General features: G+C 39.3%; 14 protein-coding genes. 3 read left to right on the forward strand and 11 right to left on the reverse strand.

The features are described 5' to 3' along the window. From BUQ91_RS11595 to BUQ91_RS11640, 10 genes are all read right to left on the reverse strand, one after another. A complete protein-coding gene (locus tag BUQ91_RS11595; protein WP_074209397.1) occupies positions 1-729 on the reverse strand; it encodes a DUF5131 family protein in 729 nt (242 codons plus the stop codon). Continuing rightward, a complete protein-coding gene (gene tcmP, locus BUQ91_RS11600) occupies positions 730-1,830 on the reverse strand; it encodes a three-Cys-motif partner protein TcmP (protein WP_074209398.1) in 1,101 nt (366 codons plus the stop codon). A 6-nt stretch (positions 1,831-1,836) separates the two neighbouring features. Next, positions 1,837-2,859, reverse strand: coding sequence for an HNH endonuclease family protein (locus BUQ91_RS11605; protein ID WP_074209399.1), 1,023 nt, complete (start codon positions 2,857-2,859; stop codon positions 1,837-1,839). A gap of 4 nt (positions 2,860-2,863) precedes the next feature. Next, positions 2,864-4,702 carry an AAA family ATPase gene (locus BUQ91_RS11610; RefSeq protein WP_074209400.1) on the reverse strand — a complete coding sequence of 613 codons (1,839 nt, stop codon included), beginning with the start codon at positions 4,700-4,702 and terminating at the stop codon, positions 2,864-2,866. Between the two features lie 17 nt (positions 4,703-4,719). After that, the gene (locus tag BUQ91_RS11615; protein WP_074209401.1) at positions 4,720-8,421 is read right to left on the reverse strand and encodes an NACHT domain-containing protein; all 3,702 of its coding nucleotides are present in this window, start codon (positions 8,419-8,421) and stop codon (positions 4,720-4,722) included. A gap of 14 nt (positions 8,422-8,435) precedes the next feature. After that, positions 8,436-9,626: a restriction endonuclease subunit S gene (locus BUQ91_RS15740; RefSeq protein WP_175566634.1), complete on the reverse strand. Its 1,191-nt coding sequence runs from the start codon at positions 9,624-9,626 to the stop codon at positions 8,436-8,438. Positions 9,627-9,721: 95 nt separating this feature from the next. Beyond that, entirely contained in the window at positions 9,722-10,033 is a 312-nt protein-coding gene (locus BUQ91_RS11625) for a hypothetical protein (RefSeq protein ID WP_074209402.1), read from the reverse strand. Between the two features lie 62 nt (positions 10,034-10,095). Beyond that, positions 10,096-10,329 (reverse strand): hypothetical protein, encoded by a 234-nt coding sequence (locus tag BUQ91_RS11630; RefSeq protein ID WP_074209403.1) that lies wholly within the window; start codon positions 10,327-10,329, stop codon positions 10,096-10,098. A 21-nt stretch (positions 10,330-10,350) separates the two neighbouring features. Next, a complete protein-coding gene (locus BUQ91_RS11635) occupies positions 10,351-12,000 on the reverse strand; it encodes an HsdM family class I SAM-dependent methyltransferase (protein ID WP_074209404.1) in 1,650 nt (549 codons plus the stop codon). Next, positions 12,001-15,180, reverse strand: coding sequence for a type I restriction endonuclease subunit R (locus tag BUQ91_RS11640; protein WP_074209405.1), 3,180 nt, complete (start codon positions 15,178-15,180; stop codon positions 12,001-12,003). It lies immediately after the preceding gene. Between the two features lie 212 nt (positions 15,181-15,392). Here BUQ91_RS11640 and BUQ91_RS15745 point away from each other — a divergent pair, with 212 nt between their 5' ends. The 3 genes from BUQ91_RS15745 to BUQ91_RS11650 all read left to right on the forward strand — a co-directional run bounded on the left by BUQ91_RS15745 (position 15,393) and on the right by BUQ91_RS11650 (position 16,234). After that, positions 15,393-15,557, forward strand: a complete 165-nt coding sequence (locus tag BUQ91_RS15745; protein WP_175566635.1) for a hypothetical protein — start codon at positions 15,393-15,395, stop codon at positions 15,555-15,557. Between the two features lie 72 nt (positions 15,558-15,629). Beyond that, positions 15,630-15,806: a type II toxin-antitoxin system HicA family toxin gene (locus tag BUQ91_RS11645; RefSeq protein WP_083579805.1), complete on the forward strand. Its 177-nt coding sequence runs from the start codon at positions 15,630-15,632 to the stop codon at positions 15,804-15,806. An 8-nt stretch (positions 15,807-15,814) separates the two neighbouring features. Next, a complete protein-coding gene (locus tag BUQ91_RS11650) occupies positions 15,815-16,234 on the forward strand; it encodes a type II toxin-antitoxin system HicB family antitoxin (protein WP_072830610.1) in 420 nt (139 codons plus the stop codon). A 32-nt stretch (positions 16,235-16,266) separates the two neighbouring features. Here BUQ91_RS11650 and BUQ91_RS11655 read toward each other — a convergent pair whose 3' ends face one another. Beyond that, positions 16,267-17,172: a LysR family transcriptional regulator gene (locus tag BUQ91_RS11655; RefSeq protein ID WP_074209406.1), complete on the reverse strand. Its 906-nt coding sequence runs from the start codon at positions 17,170-17,172 to the stop codon at positions 16,267-16,269. Between the last annotated feature and the right edge of the window lie 10 nt (positions 17,173-17,182).

Below are 17,182 nucleotides of genomic sequence, written 5' to 3' on the forward strand. Positions count from 1 at the left end.
CTACCCCTTCGGCATCGCTTGGTAAATTTTCCCATTTAACAACTTTCCGTTTGCCTTTTTAGAACGGCGGACTCCGTCAGCACCCCATGTTCCCCACTGTTTAAAAAAGAAAGCGACTTTCTGTTCCGAAGCTTGCTTCTGGATTTTTTCCACCCATGCTTTTTGCATTGGCCTTGCCTTAGGGCCGCTTTCACCACCAACAATGACCCAATGTATTCCGTCAAGATTAGTCTTACCAAGATCACTTAGCAAAGGTTCACATGAGAGAAAGCGAACTTTAGCATCGATTTTACGCAATACTGCTATACGGTTTTTACGAGCAGAGTTCTCAACGGTTACTCCAATCCAAGCATTATCCGGCACGCTTCGCGTTCTGAAATATTCCTCCATTCGTTCCGCTCTTTTCGTGAGAATTTGAAAGCGATGATTCGTGGCCTTTTTGATTGTTTTGAAAACCTTATCAATAAAAGTAAAAGGAACTTTTTCATTGAACAGGTCACTCATGGAACATACAAAGATGTTGCTGGGAGATCGCCAATGAAGAGGTTCATCTAAAGATTCTTCATGTATTGTAACATCAAAGCCGTTTTTATATTTCACCAGCCCCATATTCTGCAAACGCAAAGACATGGTTGCCGCATAACAATTTGCACAACCTTCAGATAAGCGGTCACATCCAGTAACCGGATTCCAAGTCTGATCGGTCCATTCAATCTTTGTAGTTTTCATTTAAACAGCCTTAATATAAATTCTTTCGGTTTTATCATCATCAAGATAGAACGCGTTCTTTCTAGGTTGTTTCGTTTCATCGCATAAACGAACCTGAATTTTTCCCTGCTCACTAAATTTTTTCAATGCAGCATTACCATGCTTAGGCAAGGAACCATGTTCATAACAAAAATTGCGAACTTCTATATTCGTCTTATGCCCTGTTTCCAAAAAAGTCATTAACTTTTCTTCTAGAGACTCATAAAAAAAAGATTCAAGGAATGAAACCTGGTCGCCTTGGTTCTTGTTATATCCTGAACCTTCTTCCTTATCTATGTTCCATTTCGTTTCAACGAATTTTTCCAATCCTTTACGATTGCTGGAAAAATAAATCAAACAATTATGTCCTTTACCAGAATTGTCTTGAATGATAAAACTATCAACAAACAAGCCCAACTTTTCTCGAAGCGTATCAAGAATACTGCGAACAAACGCAACATCACTTCCTATCGTAGATGGATCTGGTACAGATATAAAATCATCTAAAAACATTCTTATAGCTTTATAATCTTCGTCCTTACTCTTAAAACGATAAATAAAGGATACTGGCAAAAAGAGCAAGAGTTCTGTATTTCCATCATTCAAAATGGCCTTTATGTCATCCAAATGAATACCTTTATAACCGAAGGGATCTATAAAGAAAAATCTCTTGAAATAATTATGATTTTTGTGTTTTGCTATTATTTTAGGAAGTATCTCCGAATAATCCTGATTTTGGACATTCACTTCTACCCAGGATTGTCTGGGAGCCTTATGTTCAGACACAAGCTGTTTGAGTTTTTGAAAATTTTCAGGATTCATTTCATTGAAGCATATCTTTACCTGCAAGTCATCCAAATATGTTTGGGAAAGATAGTCCAATAATATCAAGGGACTTCCGGGATTGCCCAATTCATCTTGTCCAGGACCAGCGAATAAATCTGCTATATAGACGGAATTCTTTGTATTCCACGATTGCTTATACGCCTTACTTAATACCTTAAGGTATTTTGTTATATAGGCCTTATAGATGCCAAGTTTAGCCTTGGTAGAATCGTTAAATTTGTCAAAGAATTCGGGCATATAAATCTATTTATGAAATTTCTTCCAAAAATCCTCTTTTAACTTTTTAAAAAGATAGTTTTTCATTTCTGCACCTAATGGAATACCTAAAATCAGACTTTTAAATTCCTTTTCTGTTCCTAATATTTTGCGATTATTTTGCACTTTGATTTTGTTATTCTTTTGAATTCTTTTTATCAAATCAATCAACTCAATTTGATAGCAGTTGTAAGAATCTTCCAATTTAAAAATCATTTTTGAATTTTTCACTTGATTTTTTATAGATGAGCTTTCTTTTGCTTTTAAACAAATTTCAATATCTTTATTTAAATCAACTTTTTCAACGTTAGATAATGTACGACTTCCCATCTTAATACCAAAAGTAGCATCATCATAAAAACCACGAACATAAGGACTTAAAATACTTTTTTCTTTATCGCTTTTTGTATGATTACAATTATAACAAGAAGGAACCATATTATAGATTGAGCATGAAAAAATAGGGTACTCGGCTTTAGGGAAAAAATGATCTATTTGCGGTTTAATTCCATCATCTCCTGAGGAGACATATATATATTGAGCATTACAATATGGGCAAACAGATTCGTGAAGCTTTAATAAAAATCGTCTTGCCCCCCAATTAGTTTCTTCCGATTTATTAAAGGTATCGTAGTCTAAGAATTTTCTAATTCTAACACCAAGGTCATACAAATCTTTTTCATATTTATTAAGATTACGTACTTTTTCATCTTTGTGAATGATTTGATATTTAATATGCAAACAAGAGTATTTTCTTTTCATTTTTAAAAGATCTGTAAATTCCCCACATGTAATAATTTCCAAATCATCAAAGAATGATTTTCCCAAATTTTTAGGAATCCGATATTGAGAGCTATATTGTTTTTCAAAAGCATCCAAATGATTAATTAAACATTGTTTTCTATTTTGTTTTCGTCCTCGTTCAATAGATGAACATCTATTTTGAATATAATTCCAATGGAGAGCTTTAATATCAACTTTAGTTTTTTGAGGAATGTCTATGTACATCATATCATTAATCTCTAAGATTGGAAACCAATTCTTTCAAAATAGGATCGCCAATTTGTGATATCAACATTTCTGCATATTCGCTATTTTTGTTCTCTTTTATCAAATCAATACATTCCTTTATTTTATTTTCAGCAAAATTTCCTATTGTATTTTCTACAAAAAAACCAGAATTTAATATATCAAACATATTGCCAGCAAAGAATGTTGATGGTTTATCTTCTACCAAATAATCCCTAACTTCCACATTTTGCCAAAAACCATTCTCTTCGTTATACACCCTTTTCAAAAAGACAACGTTATCACGCAGTAACTCCGTAAGAACAAATGGAGAATGTGTTGTCAGGAATATTTGACAATGCAGACCATTCGAAATATATCCATTCTCTCTAAGAGAGTCGCTTATCATTTTTAGTCCCGAAACAAATCTTTCAACCCAATGATATTGCCAGTCTGGATGTAAACAAGTGTCTGCTTCATCAATAAACAGGTATACATTTCCACAACAATCTTTTTTCAGCGCAGAATACAAACGGTAATAAAACTTCACCAAATATCTTTCTCCAGAACTAAACGGTCTAGATAAAGAAAACTCAAAAAATGGTGTATCCAGCAATAGGCTGTTGTAAAGCCTATTAATAATTTTCAACGAATCCTTGCTTCGAGCAACATTAAATTCATAGCCATCTTTTTGCGCCTTCCCAACTTTTTTACATTCATTAAGGATTTTTTTCATTTTATCACGTACTTCAAAAAATGAATCCCGATTCCATAATTTTAGATTGGATACATCGTCAAAATAAATCAATTCATTTAAATCCTCGTCCGATTCAAATTTTTCATGACAGCAGTAATTCAGCAACAATGAGTAACGAAATTTATCATCTAAACTTAAAGTTTCAAATTTGCTTGCAAAATCTGTTCTTGATTGTTCTAATATTTTTTGTTTTGAAATATGGTCTAAGGACTGATATCCTTTTGTTTCACCCTTATTTTGTAATTCAAAAATAAAATGCTGATTTATAAAAGCTTTTTCATTGCGCGACACAAGAATATTTATACATGCCAAAACATTTTCCAACATTGGTTTAAAGAACAACCTATTTGGAATATTAAAAAATTTTGAAATATATTCACCATTTTCAATTAAAAAATCATTCAATCTTTGATGTTCCATTTGAAGATATGCACTAAGTCGATCAAAGTCTTTGTACTTTTTATCCATCTCTTCACGGAGCATTGTTAAAGCACTCAAATCATAAGCCAATAAAGCATCTGTTGAAATGTTTTTCAAATTCAATGTCATAGGTGCATAAGACTTCGTTTCCCATCTATAATCCACATCATTGAAAATAGGCGAATAATACAGATATAATCCTTCAAGTAATGATTCTTCAGAAACATCCGCTAGATCATAACGTTTTTCGTTATATTCAACAAATGTATTTTCGGCTATGGAACATTTTATTTCAGATTCAACATTTGTAATATAACCATACTCTTTTTTCTCATCATCAACACATAACAACACATACTTCTCTTCACATTTATTATATCCAGCAGTAATCTTTGCTATTTTTTTTAAAAGTTGCGTTTTACCAGCACCATTATCACCGATAAATACTTTCAAATCAGAAATATTTTCCGAAAAGAATGATGAAGGATTATATCCTCCCTTTTTGCAAATACTTTTATTTATTGTAAATACAAGTTGTTGTTCATCTTTTTGAACACAATATTCAGATGAGAGATTAACAAAAAAATTTTCAAATAAACAGGAGCCACTAGAATCAAACTCGTCTAATGGAATATATTTATCAATCCAAAATGCAATATATTTTTTCATAATTACCGCTCTTTCTCTTATTGATTCATAAAATGGTTCATTTTAACATAAGGTTTCCCTGACCTCATATATCCAACTCCAGACAATGTCATCCAGTCATCACTTTCTTCTTCTTTTAAAGAAGAAACAGCAATCCTTTTTTCTCCAAGAATCGTCCATGCAATTTTAAGTCCACGTTTTTTTAACGCAATTAAAAATTCATTTTTTCTAACCATCAAACATGAGGGATGGTTTTCATTAACAGAAGGATCTTTACAAACAACATGACCTGTTTCATCAGCAAACTCACCATCTTTGATTCCCTGATGTAAACCCATTAATTCGCATAATTCTTTTGAGGGTTTCATAAATGAAAAAAGATCTTTTTTAGAATGATCATACTCATTTTCCCAATAATAACAGTAGGTTGTCAACGCAACTGATGCTACGTTTTTCTCATTCAAGTCACCAATCGTATCCCAATCATAATCATTACCATATTCAGCTTCATAAGCTCTAGACCAACAATACTCTCTAGAATAAGTCCTATAACATTGCTGTTTTTCAGGCAATTGCATTCCATAAAAATTACTTCCTTTTGACCAGTGCAAAAAAGAATTGAAATCGCGATCAGTCATAATGTAACTTTTTATCTCACACTCAAACTGTTTTCCGATATTAAATGTTTTACGCAATTGATTAGGCTGAATCAAAATTATTGATTGCTCTAAAATAATCCAATCATTATTGTTAGCATCTTTCTCTAAAAGAAAGTTTTCTATAGAAGGATAGTTATTTTTCTTTGAAATCCATTTTTTATTTTTTTGGTTCCAACGCCATTCTTTCTTGAACCGAGAATAAAATACGTCATCTGCATTATAAATAGATTTTGTTATAGTTGTCGGATCAAAATCTCTTACAAAGGGTTCAAAGCTCCCCTTATACGAACCTTTTTTCATTTGGCAATTATCAGACACTCTTGCAAGCAAATCATAGAAAGCAATCCACTGATATTTTTTTCCTATCCGTTCACATATATTTCCAAAACGTTCGCCATGAGACACACTCATATCAAATTCACCGTGAATATTATAGTCATACCCACTATCTTTTAGAATCCACATTATGGCGTAATTACTCAATAAATTGGTATCAATATTCCAATCATCAAAAGCACTATCCCAAACATATCTTCCAAAATCTCCATAATGCGATGTTCCTCGACCATATTCTGTTGTCATGGAATGTAGAATTATATTTATTGCATATTCTGGAGAACTAACAACCTTTTTTCCATAAGGAATCAAGTTTGCATCAACATCACTATTTGTGGGGAAATGCGTCGGCATTACACTTCTATATGGTGGATAAATTTTCCTTATGTCAAAATCAAATTTTATACCTAAATATTTCCCATATTCAATTGTATTCATTGCATAATCACGTAATAAAATATCAGGAATAACATTTACAGGCTCAAAAATATTTTTATACACGCATTCGCACAATCTTTTTATACAATCTCTATCAAAATTGTTTGTCACACATCCAAAAGCAACTGCGTACATTCTCTGCAAAACATATGGATCATTCACATTCTTAAACTTATCTAACAAGAAAATCAAAACATCTATTTTATTTTTCAGCAAATTTACAAGAGCTGCTGATGATTCATCTCGTACTTCTCTATTCATTGATGTCAAAAACCAAATCAACATTTGGCCTAATAACCGAGTTGATTCATCAGATAATAATTCTAAATCATCGTTATGCCAAGTCCAATCAATTATTCGTTTAACATTATTTATATCAGAGTCATCTTGTGTACTTATAAAAATAGACCATTCAGCATCCCGGTTTCCCATACTTAATGGGAATAAATATTCATGAAGATAATCGCTATTTAATGCACATTCAGGCTTTGAGCACAAAAGTAGAAGCGTGTCTAGCCATTTATTTTTATAATATTTTTCTGGCAAAATATATGTAATTATGTAATTATGAATTTTTCTTATATCTATTTTCTTACGCCACAACAGCCCTTCAATAAAAGGCTCTTGCGTTGCTATGATATCTTCATCCGCAATTATTTCGAAAAGTTCCAAATCATAATTATCTGGTAAAAGAATTGCCCACGCATTCAAAAGCCCAACATAATTGAAAAAACCAAATTCAGATGTAACATACTCATGCAATGAACCACCATCTTTAAACATTAATTTAATATTTTCAGGATTATGTTCTGTTCCGAGCAAAGCTTTCGCGACCAATAAATCATAATATCTTTCATAAGCAAACAATATACTTACTTTTTTTTCTTTATCATAAGATTTTATTAGAATTCCCTCAGACACTAATTCACTAAAAATATCTACAGCTCTAATTCCTGAACTACAGAATGATTCATCTAGTGATTTGAGAGCGCATTCGCTAGATATCAGTTCTTTTTTTTGTTTCAACATTTCTAAAGCAATATTTTCTATAGATGTTCTTATTAAATACAGTGAAGGATCTATATTATATTTTCTTGAAATTCTTTCATTAACATCTTCAATATAGTTTTTGAAAATATCAAGAAGACTATTGAACCCACTAGGAATTTCGTGCAATCCTCTTTTTTTTAACAATTCACAAAAAAGTTTTAAAAATAAAGGGTTAGAAAATTCAGGATTCAGCATGGGCGTATTTGGAAGATTTATTTCATAATATTCAAAAAAGTGTTTAACAGCCTCAAAAGAAGCCATGTTAAATCCTTTATGCGTAACAAGGCAAAGTAAAGATTGTACCCGCTCAGATATAACATAATCTTTATATTCTGAACGAACACTTAAAACAACCCCAACATTGGGATATTTGCGAATATCGTTCAGAAACATTTCCAAATTTTGCGCCCAGAAATTCGGAACATCACATTCATTTAACGCGTCTATAAAAATCAAACATCGACAACGCTTTAACCAACCATATAGATTAAGGCAACGCAAAAAGATTATCTCATCCCATTTTACCGACATCTTTTCTAAAAATTGTTTCCAAAGACTTCCCCTTTCAAAGGTATTCCCCAAAAAAAGACAAGTCCATTTTTTACACTGAAGTCTTTTCGTAGCTATATCAGCAAGCAAATGCGATTTGCCAGAACCAGCTTTACCTACAATTAACATTATTTGATTTTGTATGAAACGCCCTGATTCATTAAAAAATTTCTGCAGTTTCCTTAATTCGTTTCCAGCATCATTTATTTTTACTTCATTATATTGTATCTGATTTTTGATTTCTTTTGGTACCGTTTGTTTTTTTAGGTTCAATCCACACATATAAATATTCACCAACATTTTGTTGGCTTTTTCGATTTCGTTTTTTAAAGAATCAAGATCAACAGGCTTTCTTCTATTTTTTTCAAAAGAAAAATAAAAATTCGCTATAAAATCTACACTTTGTTTAAAATTATCAACTAAGTTATCGTATTGAGAATTTCCAACCAATCCTACACCATTGCTTTTTTCACTAAATCCCTTAAAATAGGGAAACATACAGCTAAGGCTATCTTCATCTTTAGCTAACATTTTAAAATTTTCTTCAATTGGCAAATTCACATGCAATTCAGGCGTATAACGAGGGCCTAACTTGAAAATACTATCATCAAGTTTTCTTTTTAAAACATCTAATGAAAAAATTTTCCGAAAATCCAATATTATAGGTATAATTTTTGGTATTGAATTCAGTATAGTTAAAATAGACATATATTGTACCTTTTTCAATGTACCACTACTTGGCCGTTCATGAGGAGTGGGAGGAGTTTGTCGCGGAGGGTGGTGAGTTTTTGATTTTCAGCAATCAACCTTTCTTTCTTTTTCATGAATGATTGATACATTTCATCAAATTTATACATCAACTCTTTTGGTGGATGAGCCCAAGGGGTTGCTATAAAAGAGTCTGTCTGAAAATTCTTTATACCACTTGTCTTTCCTTCAAAGTTGAAGAAAATATCACTTGCATAGAATTTCTGCCACATTTCAAAGAAATAAGAAGCGCATTTGGCATCTTTCAATCGAATAATTTGACAGAAATTTGAGCACGTCATGGGAGAATCAAAACGATTTAATGTATTCCGCGTTACAAAAGTGGCTCTTCCCGTAGATTGCGTTGGGCTACCTCCAGATATTTCAACAATGATGTCATTCGGATTCAGAATACGATCTTTCTTTTTTGTTGAAATATAACGGACGGGCATATCTACCATATCAACGATATCAGCTCCACGAACACAGTGTACACGAATGTCATCTTCGGAAGCCTCTTCTTTTCCCCATTCTCCATTAAAATTTTTCTCAATAAATTCAGATATAGGAGCAACATCCCACCCCACTGGTATTTCGCGTTTGAGGGTTGAGTTGTAGGTCATGGGGCCGCCGGTGGTTTTGTAGGGGTGGCCGTTTTTGTCGGGGAAGTCGTATTGAACGAACCAGTAGTCGTATAGGCGTTTTGCCATTGCTTCGAGTTTCTGGTTCATCTTTTTGTTCAGGGCGATTTTATCATCTAATGCGGAAAGGACGGAAGCAATTTTCTTTTGGTCATCATATTTAGGCAAATAAACGACTAAATTTGAGATTATTTCTTGAGTTAGTAGAGGCTGAGCAGCCCCTACATGCTTTTTATTCAAATCAAGAAGTTTTAATAAATAATAAACGCAATCCTTACTGAATCCATCTTTAACAGTAACAGATATCGCATTATCAGAGACCCAACACTTACCATCATATTTTTGAACACTTCCACAATTAGCACCAACACGACCAACGATGATGTTGTTTTCATAATTATATTCAGCAACATAATCTATAATCCCATTTCCACCAAAAACAGGAAAGGGACCTTTAGAATTCGGTCTTAATCTACCATTATAAAAGTTTAAAACATCACCCAATTTGTATTTCGTCATTTCCATATTCGTTTTTCTCAAACTCTCATTTAGATTGCTTCCCATTCGCTACGCTCAGGGCTGGCTTGCTATCGCTCCTCGCAACGACTTTCTCTCGAATACTAATTTCTCCCGCGAAGAATTCTTTCCGAGCGTATCTTTCTGAACTCTTCTTCTATACGATCTTTCATAGTTCCTTCAATTATGGGAAACCGAGAATTACGAGCTCTTCTTTCCGCTTCCTGCCAATCAAGCTGTTCTTGGCGTTTTTCGCTTTTGCGCTTTCCTTCTGCTAACCGTTCTTTTTCTTCTCTTCTTTTTTCTGCATTTTCCTCATATTCCAATTGCATCTTAGCAATATCTTTTGAAACTCTAATAGCCCTTATCGCAACAATAAGAGACGCTAAACTAATAACTATTGCGATTATTTCCATAAAAACATTCCTTAGATTCTTAAACTACGATTACGATCTACCCAGAAAGACACAATCCAAAGCTAATCTTTTCCTAACTGTTTTTGTAAATAGTTGATTTTTGCATGTTTTGCACGCATGCCATCACTCATTGGAAATGGTGTAGAGTCCATCTCTTTGATAGCATCAAGTTCATCTTGCATCGATCGCATTTCATCTTTTCGTTGCTTTTTATAAATGACAATAGGAACTATGACAGATGCAACTACTGCCAAAAGTGAAAACAATCCAGAATTTTGATTTATCCATTCCAACATTTCTTTATTCCTTTACTAGACCTAATTGAATTTCAAGTTGCTCAGTTGTTTCTGTATTTCCTTCTCGAGTTTGTGGCTTTCGGCGAACATGGCGGCGAGTTCTTCGGTGTCGGCTTTCATCTGGGCGTTGAATTCGTCCTCGGTAATATCCACGTAGTCTATCTTGATGTCGAAATACTGGCCGGCGCTCAGGCTGTAGCCTTTTTCCTTGACTTCGCCGTAGGTCACGACTACGCTGAAGTCTTCGACGGCTTTGGCCTTGCGAAAGGTGGTCACGATTTTCTCGATTTCGTCGTCTTCGAGGCGGACTTTCTTGAGGCCGTTCGCGTCCTTGTATTCCTTGCCGAGTTTGCTTGCGTCAACGAGGGTGACTTTGTCGTTGTCGGTCTTTTTGCGGGTCTTGTCGAAGAAGAGCACGCTCACGTTGGTGCCGGTGTTCGCGAACACGTTGCTCGGCATGCTGACCACGCCATAGACGATGTGTTCGTCAACGATGCGTTCGAGGATTTTGTGCTCGATGCCGGATTTCGCGGTGATGAACCCGGTGGGGATAACGATGGCGCCCTTGCCGCCTGCCTTGATGCTGTTTACCACGTGCTGGATAAAGCAGGTGTAGATGGCCATGCTTTCCTTTTTCTTGTTCGGGACTTTCGGCACGCCTGCCCAGAAGCGGGCGTTCCATTTCTTTTCGATGTCGTCGCGGGTGTCGCTGAAGTCCATCTTGAAGGGCGGATTACTCACTACGTAATCGAACTGCTTGAGGCTCTTGCCGTCGTCGCTCTTGTGGTAGGGTTCCAGGAGGGTGTCGCCCTGCACGGCGTGATCGAGGCTCGAAACGAGTCCGTTCAAGAGCAGGTTCAGCTTGAGCATTTTGTTACTGCGCTGCGAGATGTCTTGCGCAAAGATGGTGCAGCGGTCTTCGCCAATCTGGTGGCTGAGCGCCATGAGCAAGGTGCCGGTGCCTGCGCTGGGGTCGTAGCATTCTACGTTGTGCAGGTCGGCGTTATCGCCCACCAAGAGGCGGGCCATGATTTTCGCGATGGCCTTGGGGGTGTAATATTCGGCGTACTTGCCGCCGCCTGCGGTGTTGTAGTCCTTGAGCAGGTATTCGAAGATGTCAGAGAAAAAGTCGTAGTGTTCGGCGAAGGCGTCTTCGAAGCTGAAGTTCACGAGTTTATCGACAAGGGCGCGGGCGAAGTTTGCACGCTGGGCGTCGTCGGTCACGAAGATGGTGAGCTTTTCAAAGATGGGGATTTTCGTTTCTTGTGCGGTCTTGGTGTAGAATACGTCCAGGTTGTCCTTCGCGATGGCGACCATGGTCTCGTCAAAAATGACGTCGAAGTCGCCCTTGGCCTGCTTGTTCCAGAGGTTTGCAATCAGGTAGTCGGGCTTGAACACCGGGACTTCGGGCGGCAAGAAGAGGCTCACCTTTTCGCGGTCGGCCTTGGAGAGTTTCGCGTATTCCTCTTCCCACTTGTCAGATTTTTTGAGTGCCTTCAGGCAAGGGTCATTAATTTTCTTGAGTTCGTAGCCGAACTTGTCGGCCATAAACTTATACAAAAACACCTGGGTGATAATCTTGTATTCGTTGCCGTCATTGCCCATGCCGTACGTTTGGCAAGTGGCCTTGAGAGAGTCGATAAGGGCAATGGTCTTGTCTTTGATGTTCATTTAATTTCCGTAGTAGGCGTTATACTGGTTAATATACTGCTTGGCGACGCGCTGCTGGATAAACAGGTAATCGGGCATTTCGGGCTTGATTTGCGGGAAGTGCGCAAGTCCGTCTGCAATTTCTTTCATCACGGTCTTGCCGAAGTAAGCGTCCTGCTTGAGGATGTCGTTGCGATCGAAAACTTTCGCGTCAATCGTTCCCTTGATGGTCAAGAGAGCCTGCACGATATCTTCGTCGAACTTCGAGATAATCGGTGCTTGGCGCTTGGGTTCGCGTGCCTTGTTCTCTTCGCGAATGCGCTTGTGAACGTAGGCGAATTTCGTGTCGCCGTTGTACTTGCGCAAGAGGGCGTCGTTTGATTTGCGGAGTTCTTCAAGGCGTTTCAGAATGTCGTTCATCGCCTGGTTCTGCTCGTTATAAACGGCAAGGTTTTCCGGGGTAAAGCCGTGCTTGTCAAAAATGCGTTTGAACTCCTGTTCCAATTCAACAAACACAGGGTCTTCGTGGTCGAAGTTATCCAGAAATCCGCGAAGAGCACGTTTATACTTTTCACGCAGTTCCGTGCCGTTGTCGATGATTTTCAGTTCTTCCGTGCCAATGCAGCTAAAGTTGAACTCGATGTTCATCATAGCTTCGTTCACGGCAAACTGCGTCGCCTCGCTGTTGGTCCACGTCTCTTTCTGGTTAATCATCGCAATGCGGTGGTTCACTTCCGAAAGCATGAGCGGCAACTTTTCGATGTTCAGCTTTTCAAAGTCCTTTTTAAGGGCCTCGTCACCGAAAGTACGCACAAGGTTCATCGCATCCTTGGCGAGTTCCAAGGCCTTACGGAGTTCAATCAAAACCTTCTTGTCTTCAAGGCTAGAAATCTCGGTAGAGAAAACTTCCGCGTTGTCGGTGGTATAACTGAACAGAGCCTGACGTGCCACCTTCATGTGATTGATAAGGGCGTCCTTATCTTCCATGACTTGATTGTACATGTCGGGCAAGTTATCGTCTGGGTCAGTATCGGCATCATTATAGCGGTTCAGTTCCTGCAAATATGCGGCATTGGTCTCGTCAAAATTCTTCTTGATGTTGGCAAAGTCAATCAGGAACCCGCGTTTCATATTCTTGTACGGGCGATTCACGCGTGTAATCGCCTGCAACAAATTATGATCTTCGATTTTGCGACCGAAATACAATCGCTTAAGACGCGGTGCATCAAAGCCCGTCAGCAACATGTTGTAAACAATCAGAATATCAATCGTGTAGTTCTTCTTGAAATCGTTGATAATCTGCTTGCGGGTTTCCTTGTCGTCGCTATCGAAGAGAATTAGGCCCGCTTTCAAGTTGATTTTCTGGATGCGGCTTTCATTGAGTTCGTCCTGAATCTCGTTGAAGAACTTGTACAAGTTTCGCGCCTGTTCCGAAGATTCAGCAATAATCATGCCGCCAAGGTCGTTGTCGCCCTGCATGGCACGGAACTTCGCCAAATCGTTGATGATGTAGCGGAGCAACGCCTTAACGTATGTGGGGTGCCGAATAATCATATCCTTCGAGACAGAACCCTTCTCCACCAGTTTCTGCACGCTTTCGTAAGCATCGTTCAGTTTTTTGCGGTAACTTGTTTCGATATCTTCGCGGATAATCTTTAACGTATAGCCGTCTTGAATGGAACGGTCGTAATAATACGTGTGGAAGTAATCGCCAAAGACCTTGCAACTCGCCTTTTCACTCCCAATGAGCGGTGTGCCGGTAAGTGCAATCTTGATGGCGTTCTTATCGGCATTGAAAAGGTTCGAAAGGAAACATCCGCCCGGTTTGTAGCCGCGATGCGCTTCGTCCATAATGAACACGCGTTGCAAATTCGTGGCGTAATTCGGGATTTCCACTTTCTCGGTATCGTTTTCAAATTTTTGGATGTTCACCACGGTAATTTCATCGACACCGGCGTTGCCCTGCAAGGCCTGCTGCGTGCGGAACTGCTCCATGAGTTCCGTGCGGGAATTTGCCGTTGTCACCTTGAGGCCGCGATTGCTCAATTCTTCGGTTGCCTGCTCCAGCAAATCCAGGCGGTCCACAATAAAGTAGAATTTCGCGACTTTGTTCTGCTTGGCGTAATAGTCCTTGAGGACTTTGCTCAAGTGGAAAGAAAGTGCTGTCTTGCCCGAACCCTGCGTATGCCACACAATGCCGGATGTCGCACCCGCTGCCAGTTTTTCACGGATAATCATGGCCGCAAAAAATTGCTGGTACCGCATGATGTGCTTTTCGTGGCGGCTCTCGATTTGACCGTCCTTCTCTTTTTCGACATGCAAGTAAGCGATGCCGTACTTGAGCAAAAAGAGCAAGCGCTCCGGGCTCACCATAGAAGTAAGCACGCGATTCGTGGGCGTGTTGATATCGAGATTCGTCTTGTATTCCGGATTCTCTTTCAAGACCGGAACATTGAAATCCATCAGGACTCTCTTTTCGAGATCCGCAGGAATCGGCAAATAAGGATAATTGGCGTGGAACGGCGCGATTGCCGCACGCTTGGGGTTCTCTTCCCTGAAGCAGTTGAAACGCGCTTCGTTTTTCGCAGCTGTGCAATAGAATACGCCTTCAATCGGGACAACGCCGCCCTTGGCATCGTACTCCATGTTGTTGGAGAAAATCATCAACTGCGTGATGTTGATAAAACGGCGGAACTTTTTCTTCGGAAAGCGCTCATCGTTCATCCGCTTGCTTTCGGCCACCATGCCGCCTACGTTATTCGGCTTCTTGACCTCGATAAACACGAGCGGAAGCCCGTTGACGAACAACGTAATGTCGGGGCGAAAACTTTCATCGCCATTCTTGCAAGTAAATTCCGCCGTGCAATGGTACGTGTTGTTTTCCGGGTGTTCAAAATCGACTAGGCGAAGTGGAGAATAGCTAGTAAGGCGCTTGTAGAACTGCTGGCCCAAATCGTCGTCATCCAGTTCCTTCTGGATATCCGATAGCACGCTCTGTGCAGAAACAGTCGCAGCCGGATTCAGCTTCTTGAACTGCTCCGCAAAAATGTCCACAAGGATGTTCGTTTCCGGGTCAAACGCGATGTTCGCCGGTGTTGCGCCAGACTCTGAAATTTTGCCCAAATACGTATAGCCGATGCGAGCCAAATGCTGAATCGCAGTCAGTTGAACGCGCGTCGCTTCCGTAAAAAGATTAGGCATAAAAACAATATCGCTTGTGTGTATAAAACGCTCTTCGTGAATATAAGTTTTTAAGCTGTCAGTAAAGTGTCACGGCAAAAAAATTATTGACTTTCGGCGCATTTGAAAAATTCAATTTCACCTCTTGACAAATACTGCACAAAAGTGTAGTTTTAGATAGTCGTTTAAAAACATCTGCGTTTATAAAGCTTGTACGCAGAAAGGAGAAAATAATGTACAATACCGCCAATGGCACCGTCACCGACGCCGAAGCCGCCGAAATCGATTCCCTCAACAACGAAATCTGGAAAAACTTCTGGAACATCCCCCGCGAAAAGCGCACCAAAGCAGACTGGGAAAAGCTGCTCGATATTCAAATTTTGGTGAAAAAGGGGTGAAAATAAGGCGACATCCTCTATTTTTATAAATAAATATATTGACAATTAAACAAATATATTGTATTTTAAACAATGAAGTTTAAAGATATCTGCGACTATGCACGTAAAAAAGGCTGGGAGCTAGGGCGAATCAACGGTGACCACCACATATTCGTGAAGCAAGGCAAGCGCCCCGTTCCAATACAACGAAACAAGCACGAGATAGAAGGCGTCTATCTCAAGCGCATCTTGAAACAATTTGACCAGTAGAGGCATCCATGAATTACGCAGCAAAAATAGAGAAAGACAAGGACATGGGCTTCGTGGTTTCGTTCCCTGACCTGCCCAACGTGAACGCGTTCGGCGACACGCAGGAGGAAGCACTCAAGCAGGCGAAGGACGCGCTCGACGGTGCGATGGAATGCGACTTGGATCTCGGCAACACAATGATTCTTCCTAAGACGATGCCTGATTCCGACAAGGGGCTCTACCCGGTCGAACTCTCCCCGCGAATCGAAATCGCATACAAACTTTTTGAAGCGCGCAGGGGTCAAAAGAAAAGCGATGTGGCACGACGCGCAAACATCACCCCGCAAGCATACCAACGTTTCGAAACTCCGAAAGGATCACCTTCCATCGAGACGCTCTACAAGCTGGCACATGCCCTCGGCAAACAACTTGTAATTGAGTTCGTGTAATATCGGGCTTTGCCCTCCAGGAAGACAGCCCCCTACCGACAATGTTTCTTTAACGCTGCGATGTACGCTTCGGCATATCTTGATTTCGTGATGCCTTTGCGCATAACATAACCGACGGTCATTTTGTCGTGGACATCGAGGCGTTTTGCGATGATGTTCTTGCCGTTGAGTTTGTGGCTAATGACGCCGGAGCAAATGGTGTAGCCGTCAAGGCCGATGAGCAAGTTGAAAAGTGTAGCGCGGTCACGGACTTTGATGTTTCGCGGACAGTCGAAATCGATGGCAGTGAGCGGTTCTTCGGCAAAGTAGAACGAGTTGAAATCGCCCTGTTCGTAAGTCAAGTACGGAAACGGTTTGAGATCCGCAAGTGTGATTTTTTCTTTTTTCGCAAGCGGATTCTTCGATGACATGAACACGTGAAGCGGTGTTGCAAAAAGCGGTTCAAACACAAGATTGTTCTTTTGAATGAGCTTGGTGATGACCTTTTCGTTTTTATCGCTGAGGTAAAGCACGCCCATTTCACTTTTCATTTTGGCTACATCGTCAATGATTTCGTTTGTTTGCGTTTCACGGAGCGTAAAATCGTAGCTCGGGCCGCCGAACTTGCGAATAACATCGACAAACGCATTCACGGCAAAAGAATAGTGCTGGCAGCTGACGGAGAAAATCATATTGCCGCCCTTGCCACCTTTATAGCGGTCTTCCAAAAGCGTCGCCTGTTCCAGAACCTGCCTTGCGTACGAAAGGAATTCATCGCCTTCGTTTGTGATGGTCACGCCTTTGTTGGAGCGGTTGAAAATCGTGACACCCATTTCTTCTTCAAGTTCGTGGATAGCAGCGGTAAGGCTCGGTTGCGAGATAAAAACGCGCTTGGAGGCTTCAGTAATGTTTCGCGTGTCCGCAATAGCAATGGCGTATTTAAGTTGTTGTAGAGTCATAAGTTTTCCT

It is taken from the genome of Fibrobacter sp. UWB11, assembly GCF_900143015.1.
In the GTDB taxonomy this organism is placed as follows: domain Bacteria; phylum Fibrobacterota; class Fibrobacteria; order Fibrobacterales; family Fibrobacteraceae; genus Fibrobacter.

Bases quoted from the DNA above. Each gene is read 5' to 3' on its own strand.
- BUQ91_RS11595 (WP_074209397.1), bottom strand. From the start codon at position 729: ATGAAAACTACAAAGATTGAATGGACCGATCAGACTTGGAATCCGGTT.
- tcmP (WP_074209398.1), bottom strand. From the start codon at position 1,830: ATGCCCGAATTCTTTGACAAATTTAACGATTCTACCAAGGCTAAACTT.
- BUQ91_RS11605 (WP_074209399.1), bottom strand. From the start codon at position 2,859: ATGATGTACATAGACATTCCTCAAAAAACTAAAGTTGATATTAAAGCT.
- BUQ91_RS11610 (WP_074209400.1), bottom strand. From the start codon at position 4,702: ATGAAAAAATATATTGCATTTTGGATTGATAAATATATTCCATTAGAC.
- BUQ91_RS11615 (WP_074209401.1), bottom strand. From the start codon at position 8,421: ATGTCTATTTTAACTATACTGAATTCAATACCAAAAATTATACCTATA.
- BUQ91_RS15740 (WP_175566634.1), bottom strand. From the start codon at position 9,626: ATGGAAATGACGAAATACAAATTGGGTGATGTTTTAAACTTTTATAAT.
- BUQ91_RS11625 (WP_074209402.1), bottom strand. From the start codon at position 10,033: ATGGAAATAATCGCAATAGTTATTAGTTTAGCGTCTCTTATTGTTGCG.
- BUQ91_RS11630 (WP_074209403.1), bottom strand. From the start codon at position 10,329: ATGTTGGAATGGATAAATCAAAATTCTGGATTGTTTTCACTTTTGGCA.
- BUQ91_RS11635 (WP_074209404.1), bottom strand. From the start codon at position 12,000: ATGAACATCAAAGACAAGACCATTGCCCTTATCGACTCTCTCAAGGCC.
- BUQ91_RS11640 (WP_074209405.1), bottom strand. From the start codon at position 15,180: ATGCCTAATCTTTTTACGGAAGCGACGCGCGTTCAACTGACTGCGATT.
- BUQ91_RS15745 (WP_175566635.1), top strand. From the start codon at position 15,393: ATGTACAATACCGCCAATGGCACCGTCACCGACGCCGAAGCCGCCGAA.
- BUQ91_RS11645 (WP_083579805.1), top strand. From the start codon at position 15,630: ATGAAGTTTAAAGATATCTGCGACTATGCACGTAAAAAAGGCTGGGAG.
- BUQ91_RS11650 (WP_072830610.1), top strand. From the start codon at position 15,815: ATGAATTACGCAGCAAAAATAGAGAAAGACAAGGACATGGGCTTCGTG.
- BUQ91_RS11655 (WP_074209406.1), bottom strand. From the start codon at position 17,172: ATGACTCTACAACAACTTAAATACGCCATTGCTATTGCGGACACGCGA.